Raw genomic sequence first — 15314 nt, 5'->3', positions numbered from 1 at the left:
GCTCAGCGATGCGGGTCAGGGCTGCGGGTCGAGGGCGTCGTAGTGGCGGAACCGCGGTGACCGCGCCGCGAGCCAGCCCACGAGCCCGACGATCACGAACCCGCCCAGCAGCGGCGGGAACCAGAGCGTCGTGAGCGTCGCGAGGGTGCCGGCGTAGAGCGCGCCGACGCGCGGGCCGCCGGCGACCACCACGATGAAGATCCCCTGCAGGCGTCCGCGCATCGCGTCGGGCACCGCGGCCTGCAGCATCGTCGAGCGGTAGATCGCGCTGACGTTGTCCGCGGCGCCGGCGGCGGCGAGCGCGAGGCACGCGGCAGCGATCATCGCGATGTTGGCGTGCTCGGCATCCACCCGCTCGGGCGCGCCGACACCGACGGCGGCGAGGACGAGCGCGAGGGCGAACACCGCGATCATCACGCCGTACAGCTGCACCGACCGCGCGATCCCGCGCCCGTGCCACCGGTACGCGCCGACCCGGCCCGAGAAGAGGCTCGACACGAACGCGCCCGCGGCGATGGATGCCGTGAGGGCCCCCGCCGTGAGCGCCCCGCCGCCGAGGAGCACGGCGCCGATCGCGGGGAAGAGGGCGAGCGGCTGACCGAACGTCATCGCGATGATGTCCATGATGAACTGCAGGCGGATGTTCGACGCACGCTTCAAGAACGCGAGTCCGTCGCGGAGCGACTCGAGGCCCGGGCGCACCGTCTCGCCCTCGGGCTTCATCGACGGGAGCGTCCAGAGCCCGAGGAAGAGGCTCAGCATGAGGATGACGTCGATCGTGTAGGTCCACGCGTAGTCGGTCGTCGCGACGAGGACGCCGGCGAGCGCGGGGCCGGCCATCACCATGATCCCGACGGTGATGCCCTGGAGTGCCGCCGCGGACGGCAGGAGCTCGCGGGGGAGCAGGCGCGGCACCATCGCCGAGCGCGTCGCCTGGACGACGGAGTTCGCGGCGGAGTTCACGATGCTGAGGACGTACAGGGACCAGACCGACTCGAGATGCCCCCACGCGAGGATCGCGAGCAGGAGCGTCGAGGCGAAGGTCACGGTGGCGGCGATCAGGGCGACTTTGCGGCGGTCGAAGGCATCCGCCAGCATGCCGCCGTAGATGCCGGCGAGGACCATCGGCACGAGGCCCGCGACGGCGATCATCGCGACGGCGAACGTCGAGTCGGTGAGGTCGTACATGTGCAGCATGACGGCCATGATCGTCAGCTGCCCGCCGAGGCCCGAGAGCGTCGATCCGATCCACAGGCGCGCGAAGGCGGGGCTCGCCCGGAAGGGGGAGAGGTCGATCAGGTGGCCGCCGCGGCTCATGCGTCCGCCCCGTCGATCTCCACGCGCTTGATGCGACTCGTGTGGCCGCGGAGGATCGTGACGTCCCGCGGCGGGACGTCGAAGTGTTCGGCGAGAGCGCGCACCACACCGTCGTTGGCGGCGCCGTCGATGGCGCGCTCGCGCACGTGGACGACGAAGCCCTCGGCAACCTGCTCGACGAGCGGACCCTTGCGACTGCCGGGCTTGACGCGGATCGTGTACTGCACCCGTCGAGCCTACGAGTTCCGCGCAGGCCGTCGGCGCTGGTAGACTCTTCAGGTTGCCGTTGGATCGGCCGCGGATAAAGAGAGCCCACGCATCAGGCGACGGGCGCCGCGCAACAAAGAGGAAGGGGATCACCTATGGCACTGGAAGCAGACGTCAAGAAGGCGATCATCGAAGAGTACGCGACGCACCCCGGTGACACCGGATCCCCCGAGGTGCAGGTCGCGATGCTGACGCAGCGCATCAAGGACCTCACCGAGCACCTCAAGGAGCACAAGCACGACCACCACTCGCGTCGTGGCCTGTTCCTCCTGGTCGGTCAGCGTCGTCGCCTCCTGGGGTACCTCCAGGACATCGACATCAACCGCTACCGTTCGCTCATCGAGCGTCTGGGCCTGCGCCGCTGAGCATCAGCGTCTAGCGTTCAATCGCGCGAAACATTCTTGAGAAGACCCTCCCACGGTGTGGGAGGGTCTTCGTCATTCCCCGGCGTCGTGCGTCCCGGGTCTCAGGCGCGGGCGGCCACGAGGTCGGCGTGCCAGCGCTCGGCGACGTCGGGGTGGGCGCGCAGGCGCGACTTCAGCGCGTTCTCACCGTAGAGCGCGTGGATCGGGTTCGACGGGTCCTGCGTGACGCCCCGGGCCTGCGCCGCGAGCTCGGCGGGCAGGTCGATGAGCGGCAGCTTCGCGTCGAGCGCCGGGTTGAAGAAGTACGGCACCGAGATGCGGTCGTCGGGGTAGCGCGGTGAGACGACGCGGTGATCAGTCGCGACGAGGTAGCCGCCGGTCGCGTACTCGAGCATCTCGCCGATGTTCACGACGAACGCCCCGGACACCGGCGGTGCGTCGACCCACTCGCCGTCGCGGCGCACCTGCAGGCCGCCCTTGCCCGGCTCCGCCCAGAGGAGCGTCAGCACTCCCGAGTCCTTGTGCGCGCCGACGCCCTGCTGCGGCTCGGGTTCGCGAGAGCCGGGGTAGCGGACGACCTTCAGCAGCGTCGCGGGCTCTCCGAAGTGCTCGTCGAAGTAGGTCTCGGGGGCGCCGAGTGCGAGCGCCCACGCGCGCAGGAGCTTCCGAGCGACCCCGGCGAGATGCTCCTGCCACTCGTCGACGACCTCGCGCAGCTCGGGCTGCGCCGCCGGCCACAGGTTCGGGCCGATGAGGCGCGAGAAGTCGGGCGCCTCGGCATCCGTCACGACGTCGCGCTCGGGACCGATGTCGATCTGCTCGCGCCAGTCGACCTCGCCCTGCGTGCGCTCGCCGCCGACGCGCGTGTAGCCGCGGAACTGCGGGCTGTTCACGTTCTCGATCGCGAGCTTGTCGGCCTCGGGCAGCGCGAAGAAGTCGCGCGCCGCGCGGTGCAAGCGCTCTTCGAGTTCGGGTGTGACACCCGTGCCGACGAGGTAGAAGAACCCGACGTCGTGCGTCGCGGCGCGCAGCAGATCGCGGAAGGATGCCGCGGCATCCGCCCCCTGATCCAGCAGGGAGAGGTCGAGGACAGGGAGGTTCAGGTCGCGCAACGTCGAGTCGGACATGCGAAGAGGCTAAGCGGATGCCGCGGCATCCGGGCGTGTGTTGCGCTTCGTTACCGAGAGGGACGCGGCGTCCTCGACTCGGAAGGCCCCTTCGGGCTCGGAAGGGCCCTTCGGGCTCGGAAGGGCCCTTCGGACTCGGAAGGGCCCTTCGGACCCGGGAGGCCCCTTCGGGCGCCATATCCCTGTCGAGGCGCCACAGGTTTCTGGCGCCTCGCCAGGAAAGTGGCGCCCGGCGCGAGAACGGAACAGGAAAGTGGCGCCGGACCCACGCTGCGACAGGGGAGTGCTGCGACAGGAGAGGGCTGCGACAGGAGAGGGCTGCGACGGGAACGGGGAGCCCGAACGAGGGATGCCGCCTCGCTAGCGATCGCGAGGGCTGCGCGGCGCCTGCTCCTCGGGGGCGCGCGGACGCTTCGAGCCCGTCGGGTCGCTGCGGCGGCCCTCGCGCGCGGCGAGCTTCGGGTCGGCGAACAGCCACGCCGGGCGCGGCTCGACGAGCGGGCGGAACACCGTCCGCACGGGCTTGGTCGCCAGTACCAGCGCGATCACGACCGACATCACGATGACGAGCGGCAGCCAGAACCACGTCGGCTCCGCGTTGCGGAGGATGCCTGACTCGCGGAGCGGGTAGAGCACGAAGGAGTGCAGCAGGTAGACGTACATCGTGTACTGGCCGAAGTGGGTCCACCAGTACTGGCCCCGCGGCACGAGCGCGAAGAACGCGACCGACAGGACGAGCGCGATCGCCATGAGCACCACCCGGAGCGCCCCCGACCACCAGGGGCCGCCGAGGTCGGCGTAGCTCTCGTCGTAGAAGAGCCAGGCGCGCAGGTCGACTTCCCGCCACACGTCGACGTAGTACCAGGCGACGAATCCACCGACAGCGAAGAGGGCGATCGCGGCGATCCGGACGCCGAGGCGTCCGCGCCGGAGGAGATCGAGCCGTGCGACGACGTCGCGGTCGGAGAGCCACCATCCGAGGGTGAAGAAGGGCAGCAGGCCGAGCGTCCGCGAGAGTGACAGCGTCGAGTCGACGTTCGACCAGTACCCCGCGGAAATCGAGATCACCACGGTCCACAGCAGCGGCCACCGCAGGAGCGCGAGGTAGGGCAGGATCAGCCGGAAGATCGCGAGCGCCAGCAGGAACCACAGCGTCCACGAGGGCTGGGTGAGGTTCGGGTTCGCCTGCCCCTCGACGATCCACTTCGTGAGGGTCCACAACGCCTCGAAGATGATGTACGGCAGGACGATGTCGGTGATGACGCGCGCCATCTGCCGGCGACTGGGGGAGTCGGACTTCGAGAAGTATCCGGAGATGATCGCGAACGCGGGCATGTGGAACGCGTAGATCAGCAGGTACAGGCTCAGCGCGATGTCGCTGTCGTAGGTCAGCCGCTGCAGCGCGTGCCCGAGCACGACCAGGACGATGCACGCGAAGCGCGCGTTGTCCCACAGGGGAACGCGACGCTTCGGGGTGGGCGTACTCCCGGTGCGCGGGGCGGGCTGGCTCATCGCTGGCCACCCTACCGGCGCGGTCGTCCTCGACACGTATCGAAACGGATGCCTGCTGCCTCCTGATCGGCGAAGGGCACACCTTCTCCATCGATCACCGGGGGGTCATCGTCATGTTCCATTCCACTCGCGTGCGGCCTGGGGTGCCGCTCGCCGTTGCAGCCGTCGCCGCTGCTCTCGTCCTCGCGCCCGTCGCCGCCTTCGCGGACGACGGCACGCCGCCGGAGGCGCCGCCCGCGGCCACGTCCGAACCGGCACCTGCGCCCGATCCGGCGCCCGCCCCGGATCCAGCGCCTGCGGCCGATCCGGCACCGGCGCCAGACCCGGCGCCCGCGCCTGAACCCGCACCCGCACCCGATCCGGCACCTGCGCCCGCGCCTGAACCTGCGCCCGCGCCTGAACCCGCGCCCGCGCCCGCGCCCGCGCCTGAACCCGCGCCCGCCGCCGAGCCGGCTCCGCCGGCCGTGGTCGTCGTCGACGCCGACGAGACGACCGCCAAAGACGTCCTCGCGGAGAGCCCCGAGGAGCCGACGGTCACGCTCTTCGCGGCGGAGGATGCCGAGGTCGCGCCCGCCGCCACTCCCGCGCCCGGCGACCCGTGCTTCCCGGCGGTGTGCATCGACAACGGCACCATCCTGCTCGCGGTGAACCCCACGGGCGAACTCAACACACCCAATGGCGACGGGTCGGCCGCGGGACCCGGAGATGCCGGACTTGAGTACCTGCCGACCGGCAACGATTCGACATCGCCCGGGTGCCTCTGCGAAGGCTGGGGCGTCGGGGACCCCGCGACCGGGGTCTGGGGCGGCGCCAATGTCGCCGACTACGGGTCGGGCGGCTACAACCTGACTCTCCAGTCGTTCACGCACACGGCATCCACCGCGACGTCCGTCGTGACGATCGCCGACGGCGAGGGCGCTCCCGTCTTCCGGGTCACGCACGAGTATGTGCCGGCGCCCGAGACGCCGAACCTCTACCAGGTGAACGTCACGATCGAGAACCTGTCGGGGGAGACGATCGCGACCGTCCAGTACCGGCGCGTCATGGACTGGGACGTCGAGCCGACCGCCTTCGACGAGTACGTGACGATCGATCGCGGCACCGCGAGCGCGATCACCTACACGAGCGACGATGGGTTCGCGTCGTCCAACCCGCTCTCGGGGCCCTCATCGATCCTCTTCGAGGGGAACGCCGTCGACTCCGGCCCGGACGACCACGGAGCGCTGTTCGACTTCTCGTTCGGCTCACTCGCGCCCGGAGGGAAGCTGTCGTTCATCATCTACTACGGCGGCGCCGCGGATGAGGCGACCGCGACCGCAGCGCTGGCGGCCGTGGGTGCGGAGGCGTACTCGTTCGGGCAGAGCTCAAGAGACCCGGCGACGGGGACACCGAACACGTTCATCTTCGCGTTCGGCAAGGTCGGCGGGGCGCCGATCTTCCCGCTCCCCGTCTCCGAACCGGTGCCCGTCGACCCGGCGCCCGCCGCTCCTGCCCCCGCGGCGCCTGTGGCCGCTCCCGCAGCCGTGGTCGCTGCGGCGCCTCTGGTGCCCGCTTCGGCCCGGCTCGCCGTGACCGGCGGGTCGTCCGACTCGACGGGCATGGCACTGGGCGGGGCGCTGCTGGCCCTCCTCCTCGGAGGCGGGGCGGTGATCGCCGCCCGCGCCCGCCGCGCGAGCTGAGCGCGCCGCGCCGCATCGCGGAGCCATGTGAGAGGGGTGGATGCCGAGGCATCCGCCCCTCTTCCGTGCGCCCGGTAGGAGCGCTCGGCGCGCGTTCAACCGCGTCGGGAATACTGGGGACCGCATCGCGTTCTATCGACTACATTCATTTGAATAGATCGAGACGCCGAGGCATCCGGAGAGCAGGAGACACATCGTGAGCGACATCCGTACGACCCCCGCGGTGACCGACGGCGCGACCGGACAGGCCACCCAGATGCAGTTCGGCATCATGACGGTCAGCGACATCACGCAGGACCCGACGACCGGCCACACCCCCAGCGAGGCCGAGCGCATCCGCGCGTCGGTCGAGATCGCGAAGCACGCCGAAGAAGTCGGGCTCGACGTCTTCGCCGTCGGCGAGCACCACAACCCGCCGTTCTGGTCGTCCTCGCCCACGACGACCCTCGCCTACATCGCCGCGCAGACCGAGCGCATCATCCTCTCGACCTCGACGACGCTCATCACGACGAACGACCCCGTGAAGATCGCCGAGGACTACGCCATGCTGCAGCACCTCTCGGGCGGCCGGATGGACCTCATGATGGGCCGCGGCAACACGGGCCCCGTCTACCCCTGGTTCGGCAAGGACATCCGTCAGGGGCTGCCGCTCGCGATCGAGAACTACGCCCTGCTGCACAAGCTGTGGCGTGAGGACGTCGTGGACTGGGAAGGCAAGTTCCGCACGCCCCTCCAGGGCTTCACGTCGACCCCGCGGCCCCTCGACGGCGTCGCGCCGTTCGTCTGGCACGGCTCGATCCGCACCCCCGAGATCGCCGAGCAGGCCGCGTACTACGGCGACGGCTTCTTCGCGAACAACATCTTCTGGCCCGCCGAGCACTACCAGCGCCTCATCGCGCTGTACCGTCAGCGCTGGGAGCACTACGGACACGGCACGCCCGAGACGGCGATCGTGGGCCTGGGCGGCCAGGCGTTCATGGCGAAGAACTCGCAGGATGCCGTGAACCAGTTCCGCCCCTACTTCGACAACGCCCCGGTCTACGGCCACGGCCCGTCGATGGAGGACTTCACCGAGATGACGCCGCTGACCGTCGGCTCGCCGCAGCAGGTCATCGACCGGTACGCCGGCATGCGCGACCTGTTCGGCGACTACCAGCGTCAGCTGTTCCTCATGGACCACGCGGGACTCCCGCTGAAGACTGTGCTCGAGCAGCTCGACTTCCTCGGCGGCGAGGTCGTGCCCGTCCTCCGGAAGGAGCTCGCGCAGAACCGCCCCGCGAACGTCCCCGACGCCCCGACCCACGCCGCGCGTGTTCACGAGGTCTACGGCGACGGCCCGGCGCGTCAGGCGACCCCGCGCGCCAACCGCGGCGACAACCTGTCGGGTCCCTCGCCCTACCAGGATTCGCCCGCTCCAGCCGGCGCCGCGTTCGGCGTGAGCCGCTGAGCGGCGGCATGCGAGAACCCAGAAAGAAGAAGTGACATGACGAACACCGCTCCGCGTCGCATCGCGGTCGTCTCCGCAGGTCTGTCGAACCCCTCGTCGACCCGCATGCTCGCCGATCGCCTCGCCGCCGCGACCCTGACCCAGCTCGCCGAGCGGGGCACCCCGGCATCCGTCGACACGATCGAGCTGCGCGACCTCGCGCACGACATCACGAACAACCTGCTCACTGGCTTCGCCCCGCCCGAGCTCGAGTCGGCGATCAACACCGTCGTCTCAGCCGATGCGCTCATCGTCGTGACGCCGATCTTCTCGACGAGCTACTCGGGCCTGTTCAAGTCGTTCATCGACGTGCTCGATCCCGACGCGCTCACCGGCAAGCCGGTGCTCATCGGCGCGAACGCCGGCACCGCCCGGCACTCGCTTGCGATCGACTACGCGATCCGTCCCCTGTTCGCGTACCTGCACGCCGAGGCCGTCTCGACGGGGGTGTTCGCCGCGTCGAGCGACTGGGGTTCGGCCGCCGATCAGGTCGCGCCGCTCAGCGCGCGCGTCGAGAAGGGTGCGCGCGAGCTCGCCGAGGCCGTCGTCCGCCGCGAGCCGGCGGGCAACGCCGACCCGTTCGCACCGGAGAACTACCTCGACAGCTTCCAGCGTCTCATGGGCGGCGACGCCGCCTCGGGCGGCGGGCATCTGCTCGGAGGCCTCGCGGGGGAGTAGCGGAGAGGGAGCGCCCGGTCTCCTCACACTCCATGCGGGTCGTCTGCGCGCGACAGCGCGTCGGCGGCCCGCACGAGTGCGAGGTGCGAGAGCGCCTGCGGCGTATTCCCCGCCTGGCGTCCGGCATGCGGATCGTATTCCTCCGACAGCAGCCCGACATCGTTGGCGAGAGCGCAGACGCGTTCCATGAGCGCACGCGCATCGGCGACGCGTCCCGTCGCCGCGTACTGCTCGACCAGCCAGAACGAGCACGCCAGAAACGGGTTCTCCGTGCCCGTCAGACCGTCCACGCCCGACTCGGTGCGGTAGCGGAGGACGAGGCCGTCGGGCATGAGCGTCCGTTCGATCTCCGCGACCGTCGCGAGCATGCGCGGGTCGTCGGGTGCGCAGAACCCGGCGCCGGGCAGGAGCAGGAGCGACGCGTCCACGGCATCCGTGCCGGGATGCTGCACGAAATGCCCCCGCGCCGACACCCCGTGCGCGTCGATTTCGGAGCGGACGCCGTCGCGCAGCCGCTCCCAGTGCGCGGCCGGACCGGGCAGCCCGTGCTCGCGGACGCTTCGGATGCCGCGGTCGAACGCCGTCCACACCATCGCGCGCGAGTGCGTGAACATCTGCGGCTCACCGCGGATCTCCCAGATGCCGCGATCGGGCTCGGAGAGCCTTCCCTCGGCGCGGCGGAGGAGGGCGCGCTCGAGCGGCCAGGACCAGTCCGCACCCGCGACGCCGGCCGCGCGCGCCGCGAACAGGGCGGACAGTACCTCGCCGGTGACATCGGCCTGGTACTGCGCGGCGGCACCGTTGCCGATCCGCACGGGCGCCGCGCCCGCGTAGCCGGGGAGCGACGTCAGCTCGCGCTCGGTCAGGTCGCGTCCGCCGGCGACGCCGTAGACGATCTGCAGCTGCGCCGGGTCTCCCGCGATCGCCCGCAGCAGCCAGCCGCGCCAGTGCTCGACGACGTGCTCGAAACCGTGCGAGAGCAGCACCTCGATCGTCAGCGACGCATCGCGCAGCCACACGAACCGGTAATCCCAGTTGCGCGCGCCCCCGAACTGCTCGGGCAGCGAGGTCGTCGGCGCGGCGATGATCCCGCCCGTGTCGCGGTGCGTCAGGGCGCGGAGGGTCAGCAGTGAGCGGACGACGTCGTCGCGGTGCGGATCGCCGGTGCGCACGCGCGCGGCCCACGACCTCCACCAGTGCTCGGTCGTCGCGATCGCTGCGTCGACGTCGAGCGGATGCGGCGCCGGACGATGCGACGGATGTCAGGTCAACGTCAGGTCGCGTGTGGTTCCGGCGGCGACGGCGAGCGTGCCGCGGTGGACGTGGTCGGTGGGCTCGAGCGCGCCGCCGCGCACCACCACGGCATCCGGCCGCGCGATCGCGGTGAGCTCGGGCGTCCCCTCCGTTCCGGTCTGGCGGATCCAGGGCACGGCGCGCGCGTAGTCGAATCGCAGCCGCAGCGACTGGGTGAACGCCACCTCGCCCGAGATGCCGACGACGCGACGGACGAGGTCGACGCGGTGCGTGACGTCGAGGTGGCGCGGGTCGACGACGAGGAGGTCGTGCACCTCCGCCACGCCGGTCGCGGTCTCCCATCGGGTGACGAGGGTGAGGGTGTCGCCGTCGTAGCGTCGGGTCGCGGTGGCGGCCGGGTCGGCGGGACGGAGTCGCCAGTGACCCTCGTCGGCACCGCCGAGGAGCGCCCCGAACACCGAGCCGCTGTCGAAGCGGGGAACGCACAGCCACGCGACCGATCCGTCGCGCGAGACGAGCGCGGCGGTGCGGCAGTCGCTGAGCAGCGCGTAGTCCTCGATCGGTGCGGGCACATTATTCCGATCATGCCCCCTACTAGGGTGTCCGCATGACCGATACCGCGCGGGGCGACTCGACACTCGTGATCATCGGGGCGAGCGGCGACCTCACCCACCGGCTGCTCCTGCCGGCGCTCGCCGAGCTGCTCCACTTCCAGCCCGAGCGGCGCGTCGCCGTCGTCGGCGCCGGGCGGAGCGCGATCTCCGACGCGCAGTGGCGGAAACAGGTGCGCGCCGCGTTCCGTGAGGCGGATGCCGAGGACGCGTTCGCGTCGGTGACCGCGACGCCCTACATCTCCGCCGATGCCTCGACGGGGAAGGGGCTGCGCACGATCATCCGCGAGGCGCCCGAGGGCCGGCTCGTCCTGTATTTCGCCGTGCCGCCGGCCGTCGCGGCGAAGGCGTGCGCCGAGCTCACGCCCGCCGACCTGCCGGAGGGGGCCGTCCTCGCGCTCGAGAAGCCGTTCGGCGAGGACCAGAAGAGCGCGCACGAACTCAATGAGGTGCTCGCGGCGCTCCTTCCGGAGAGTCAGATCTTCCGCGTCGATCACTTCCTCGGCCGCTCGATGGTGCTGAATCTCCTCGGCGTCCGGTTCGCGAACCGCCTGTTCGAGCCGATCTGGTCGGCCGAGCACATCGAAGAGGTGACGATCCGCTTCGACGAGACCCTCGGACTCGAGGGGCGCGCCGACTACTACGACCGGGCGGGCGCCCTGGTCGACATGATCCAGAGCCACCTGCTCCAGGTGCTCGCCGTCTTCGCGATGGAGCCGCCCGCCGCCCTCGTCGAAGAGGATGTGCGCTCCGCGACGGCCGCCGTCCTGCGTGCGACGCACGTGTGGGAGGACAATCCGGTGCGGTTCTCGCACCGCGGCCGGTACACCGCCGGAAAGGCGGGCGGGAAGGACCTCCCGGCCTACGTCGACGAGCCGGACGTCGACCCGGCGCGCGAGACCGAGACGCTCGCCCAGGTGCGGTGCGAGATCCGCACGGCGCGCTGGGAGGGCGTCCCCTTCACGCTCCGCTCCGGCAAGGCGATCGGGCGCGACTGCGCCGAGATCGAGGTGCGGCTGCGGCGGGTGCGGCACCTTCCCGTCGGTTTCACGGGCGATGACGACGGCTCCGTCCTGCGCTTCTCGCTGGGGCCCGACGTCCTCGGCGTCGAGATCTCGGTCAACGGCGGCGAAGACCCGTTCCTCCTTCGGCGCGCACGCCTGCACGCGAAGCTCGGGGTCGGGGCGCAGCGCGCGTACGCCGATGTCCTCGCGGCGGTGCTCGACGGCGACGTGACCCTGTCGGTCCGAGGCGACGCGGCCGAGCAGTCGTGGCGGATCGTCCAGCCCGTGCGCGATGCGTGGCGTCGCGGCGACGTGCCGCTCGAGGATTACCCGGCGGGGTCCGAGGGGCCGGAGGGCTGGGGCTGACAGGCGGGACGAGCCGCTGAGCTGAGGTGGCGGGACCGAGCGGCCTTCACCGCCAGCGGTACTCGGTCTCCGGGCGCCCGCCCGTGCCGTAGCGCGGCGCGCGCTCGACGCGACCCTCGTCGGCGAGGTGCTCGAGGTAGCGGCGCGCGGCGACGCGCGACATCCCCAGCGCGTCGCCGGCTTCCGATGCCGAGAGCGGGCCGCCGGTGCGCACCGCCTCCGACACGCGGGCAAGCGACGCGGCCGAGAGCCCCTTGGGGAGGTCGGCGGATGCCGCGGGGCTCCGCGCGCCGAGGAGCGCGTCGATCTCGCTCTGGGTCGCGGTGCCCGTCGTGCTGCGTGCGCGCTCGCGGTAGGCGCGATACTGCTCGAGCCGATCGGCGAAGGTCGCGAAGGTGAAAGGCTCCACGAGATACTGCGCCGCGTCGAGCGCGATGACCTGGCGCACGGTCTGCGCGTCGCGGACCGAGGTGATCGCGATGACGTCGACGTCGGCGGCGTGCGCGCGGATGTGGCGCAGCACGTCGATGCCGGTGCCGTCGGGCATCGTCATGTCCAGGAGCACGAGGTCGATGCGGTCGCGCTCGGGGGAGGTGAGGATCGCGGTGACCGCGGCGCGCGCGCCCGAGCACTCGGCCACGACCTCGAAGCCGGGCACCCGCTCGACGAACGACCGATGCAGCTGCAGCGTCAGGGCCTCGTCGTCGACGAGGAGCACGCCGATCACGACCCCTCCGTCGGGAGGATCACCCGGAAGGTGGTGGGCGATCCGGCATCCAGCGTGATCGTCCCGCCGATCTCGTCGACGACGGCGCGGACGAGCGCGAGCGCGACGCCGCGCCCTTCGGCGCCGGCGGGCTTCGTCGTGAAGCCTCGTTCGAACATCCGCGCCCGTACCTCGGGGCCGGGTCCCTCGCCCGAATCGCTCACGATGATCGAGAGCTCGCCCTCGTCGGTGCGGGCCATCGCGATCCGCACCCAGCGCGATCCGGGTCCTGAGGCCGCGGCATCCATCGCGTTGTCGATGAGGTTCCCGACGAGGGCGACGGCGTCGATCGGCGCAAGGAGCGAGCGCGGCGCGTCGGGCGCGATCTCGGCATCCCACTCGATGCCCCGCTCCATCGCCTGCGAGGCCTTGCCGAGAAGCAACGCGCCGACCGTCGGATCGCCCTCGGTGCGGGCGCTCACCTGGTCGACGAGCGCCTGCGACTGCTGCGCCGACGCAGTCAGGATGCCGATGGCGTCGTCGGTGCGCCCGAGTTCGAGCAGCGCGACCGCCGTGTGCATGCGGTTGCCGTGCTCGTGCGTCTGGGCGCGGAGCGCCTCGCCGAGCGTCCGCATCGACTCGGCCGTCGCGAGCGTGTCGCGGATCTGCCCGGCCGGGAGGTCGCCCGCCACCCGGCGCGTCGCCCGGCGCGCGAGGACGGCGCCGAGGACGCCGGCGCCGACGACGAGGGCCGCGACCGCGAGGGCGACGATGAGGCGGGGGACGAGCTGCGCCCCGACGGTCTGGACGGTGACGCCGACGGCCACCCAGCCGACCAGATCGCCCTCCGCCTGCCCTGCGGCGTCGCCGCCGACCTGCCCTGCGGCGTCGCCGCCGACCAGCACGGGGACGATCGTCCGCAGCGACGGCCCGAGCGTGCCGGTGAATTCCTCGGTGAGCGCCCGCGGGGTGGCGGGGATGGTGCCGAGATAGGTGCCGCCGATCTCGGCGGGGTCGCGGTGGGTGATGCGGATGCCGGAGGTGTCCATGATCGTGACGAAGTCGACGCGGGCCGTGGCGATGACATCCTGCGCGAGGGGCTGCAACGCGTCGGTCGCCGCGTCACGGTCGCCGGCAGCGAGGGCGGTGCGGACGGCGGGGGAGTGGGCGAGCGTCTCGGCGACGGCCTGCGTCACGCGCTCCGCCTCGGCGCGGGTCGCGCGCTGCGCTTCGAGGAGGAGCAGCCCCGCGGTGAGGGCCGCGATGAGGAGGGCGGCGACGACGAGCCACGTGAACAGGCGCGACGCGACGCTGCGTCCGCCCTTCCGCGCCATGGTGACTCCTCGCGCCCCGCCACACCCGCCGACCCCACCGGCCTTTCGGTCGTGACCAGTACGACCACAAGTCGGGCCCGCGCCCAAGCGATCCCAGTCTGGACGTGTTCCCCCAACGTCGGCGGAACACGAACGACGACCGTTCACACCTTGGAGGCAGACATGCGTATCGCACCCACAACCACCGTGAAGCTCCCCGGCGGGCTCGGGACCGGTCGTCGCCGACGCGGCGACATCCGCAACTGGGACAAGCACACGTGGCTCTATGTCTCGGTGATCGCGGCCGTCGTGCTGGGCGCCGCGGTCGGCCTCATCTGGCCCGAGTTCGCGACGACGCTGAAGCCCCTCGGTACGGCTTTCGTCAACCTCATCAAGATGATGATCGCCCCGATCATCTTCTGCACGATCGTCGTGGGCGTCGGATCGATCGCGAAGGCGGCGACGGTCGGCAAGATCGGCGGCCTCGCGCTCGGCTACTTCATGGTCATGACGACCTTCGCCCTCATCATCGGCCTCGTCGTCGGCAACATCATCCATCCCGGCACGGGCCTGGACATGACCTCGTCGCAGTACGACGTCTCCACCATCGAGGCGAAGTCGACCGAGGAGTTCGTCATGGGGATCATCCCGACGACGTTCTTCTCCGCCTTCACCGGCGAGAGCGTGCTGCAGGTGCTGTTCATCGCCCTCCTCGTCGGCTTCGCGCTGCAGAAGATGGGCGCCAAGGGTGCGCCGATCATGTCCGCCGTCAAGAACCTGCAGCAGCTCGTGTTCCGCATCCTCGGCATGATCCTGTGGCTCGCCCCGATCGGCGCGTTCGGTGCGATCGCCGCCGTCGTCGGCGCGACCGGTGCCGCCGCGATCGTCAGCCTCGGCATCCTCATGATCGCCTTCTACATCACCTGCGCGATCTTCATCTTCGGCATCCTCGGCGTGCTCCTCTACACGGTCGCCCGCGTCAACATCCTGAGCCTCATGAAGTACCTGGGCCGCGAGTACATGCTGATCGTCGGCACGTCGTCCTCAGAGTCGGCCCTTCCCCGCCTCATCGCCAAGATGGAGCACCTGGGTGTCTCGAAGCCGGTCGTCGGCATCACGGTCCCCACCGGCTACTCGTTCAACCTCGACGGCACCGCGATCTACCTGACGATGGCGTCGCTGTTCATCGCCTCGGGCATGGGCATGCCGATGTCGATCCCGGAGCAGATCGGCCTCCTCGCCTTCATGGTCATCGCCTCGAAGGGTGCCGCCGGCGTCACCGGTGCGGGACTCGCCACCCTCGCCGGCGGCCTCCAGGCCTTCCGGCCCGAGCTGGTGGGCGGCGTCGGCGTCATCGTCGGCATCGACCGGTTCATGAGCGAGGGTCGCGCGGTCACCAACTTCACCGGCAACGCGGTCGCCACCCTCCTCGTCGGCACCTGGACCAAGCAGGTCGACCGCCAGCAGGTGCGCGACGTGCTCGCCGGCCGCGACCCGTTCGACGAGGCGACCCTCTCGGGCGACGAGCACGACGACTCCGCCACAGAGGTCCCCTCGCCGGCGGCGGAGCAGGCGATCGAGCGGGAGCTGCGCCAGGACGCGCACGCCATCCGCTGAACCGCCGAACCG

General features: G+C 71.1%; 12 protein-coding genes and 1 pseudogene. 6 read left to right on the top strand and 7 right to left on the bottom strand.

Features of this window, described 5'->3' with window-relative positions; genetic code table 11:
* Positions 1-15: 15 nt before the first annotated feature.
* Together AC3ENQ_RS10200 and AC3ENQ_RS10195 are read right to left on the bottom strand one after the other, a co-directional pair.
* Positions 16-1317 carry an MFS transporter gene (locus AC3ENQ_RS10200; RefSeq protein ID WP_431804242.1) on the bottom strand — a complete coding sequence of 434 codons (1302 nt, stop codon included), beginning with the start codon at positions 1315-1317 and terminating at the stop codon, positions 16-18.
* Positions 1314-1544 carry a DUF167 domain-containing protein gene (locus tag AC3ENQ_RS10195; protein WP_431804240.1) on the bottom strand — a complete coding sequence of 77 codons (231 nt, stop codon included), beginning with the start codon at positions 1542-1544 and terminating at the stop codon, positions 1314-1316. Before AC3ENQ_RS10195 ends, AC3ENQ_RS10200 begins: the two co-directional genes overlap by 4 nt.
* A gap of 135 nt (positions 1545-1679) precedes the next feature.
* On the opposite strand from AC3ENQ_RS10195, the gene rpsO reads away from it, so the two are divergent.
* Positions 1680-1949 (top strand): 30S ribosomal protein S15, encoded by a 270-nt coding sequence (rpsO, locus tag AC3ENQ_RS10190; protein ID WP_005048780.1) that lies wholly within the window; start codon positions 1680-1682, stop codon positions 1947-1949.
* A gap of 101 nt (positions 1950-2050) precedes the next feature.
* On the opposite strand, the gene AC3ENQ_RS10185 is transcribed toward rpsO, so the two are convergent.
* Positions 2051-3076, bottom strand: a complete 1026-nt coding sequence (locus AC3ENQ_RS10185; protein ID WP_431804239.1) for an isopenicillin N synthase family dioxygenase — start codon at positions 3074-3076, stop codon at positions 2051-2053.
* 360 nt (positions 3077-3436) lie between these two features.
* Positions 3437-4588, bottom strand: a complete 1152-nt coding sequence (locus AC3ENQ_RS10180) for an acyltransferase family protein (RefSeq protein ID WP_431804237.1) — start codon at positions 4586-4588, stop codon at positions 3437-3439.
* A 464-nt stretch (positions 4589-5052) separates the two neighbouring features.
* On the opposite strand from AC3ENQ_RS10180, the gene AC3ENQ_RS10175 reads away from it, so the two are divergent.
* From AC3ENQ_RS10175 to AC3ENQ_RS10165, 3 genes are all read left to right on the top strand, one after another.
* Positions 5053-6267 carry a hypothetical protein gene (locus AC3ENQ_RS10175; RefSeq protein ID WP_431804235.1) on the top strand — a complete coding sequence of 405 codons (1215 nt, stop codon included), beginning with the start codon at positions 5053-5055 and terminating at the stop codon, positions 6265-6267.
* 256 nt (positions 6268-6523) lie between these two features.
* Positions 6524-7714, top strand: a complete 1191-nt coding sequence (locus AC3ENQ_RS10170) for an LLM class flavin-dependent oxidoreductase (protein WP_431804298.1) — start codon at positions 6524-6526, stop codon at positions 7712-7714.
* Between the two features lie 36 nt (positions 7715-7750).
* The gene (locus AC3ENQ_RS10165) at positions 7751-8431 is read left to right on the top strand and encodes an FMN reductase (protein ID WP_431804233.1); all 681 of its coding nucleotides are present in this window, start codon (positions 7751-7753) and stop codon (positions 8429-8431) included.
* Between the two features lie 23 nt (positions 8432-8454).
* On the opposite strand, the pseudogene AC3ENQ_RS10160 reads toward AC3ENQ_RS10165, so the two are convergent.
* Positions 8455-10257 (bottom strand): annotated as a pseudogene (locus AC3ENQ_RS10160) (glycoside hydrolase family 15 protein).
* 35 nt (positions 10258-10292) lie between these two features.
* Between AC3ENQ_RS10160 and AC3ENQ_RS10155 the strand changes: the two are divergent.
* Positions 10293-11666, top strand: a complete 1374-nt coding sequence (locus tag AC3ENQ_RS10155; protein WP_431804231.1) for a glucose-6-phosphate dehydrogenase — start codon at positions 10293-10295, stop codon at positions 11664-11666.
* A gap of 46 nt (positions 11667-11712) precedes the next feature.
* On the opposite strand, the gene AC3ENQ_RS10150 is transcribed toward AC3ENQ_RS10155, so the two are convergent.
* Together AC3ENQ_RS10150 and AC3ENQ_RS10145 are read right to left on the bottom strand one after the other, a co-directional pair.
* Positions 11713-12393, bottom strand: coding sequence for a response regulator (locus tag AC3ENQ_RS10150; protein ID WP_431804229.1), 681 nt, complete (start codon positions 12391-12393; stop codon positions 11713-11715).
* Positions 12390-13706 (bottom strand): sensor histidine kinase, encoded by a 1317-nt coding sequence (locus AC3ENQ_RS10145; protein ID WP_431804227.1) that lies wholly within the window; start codon positions 13704-13706, stop codon positions 12390-12392. The genes AC3ENQ_RS10150 and AC3ENQ_RS10145 overlap by 4 nt, the downstream gene beginning before the upstream one ends.
* Positions 13707-13868: 162 nt before the next feature.
* On the opposite strand from AC3ENQ_RS10145, the gene AC3ENQ_RS10140 reads away from it, so the two are divergent.
* Positions 13869-15302 carry a cation:dicarboxylate symporter family transporter gene (locus tag AC3ENQ_RS10140; RefSeq protein WP_431804225.1) on the top strand — a complete coding sequence of 478 codons (1434 nt, stop codon included), beginning with the start codon at positions 13869-13871 and terminating at the stop codon, positions 15300-15302.
* Positions 15303-15314: the final 12 nt, after the last annotated feature.

The organism is Microbacterium sp. bgisy203, assembly GCF_057706945.1.
This window is presented reverse-complemented; position numbering and strand designations above follow the sequence as displayed.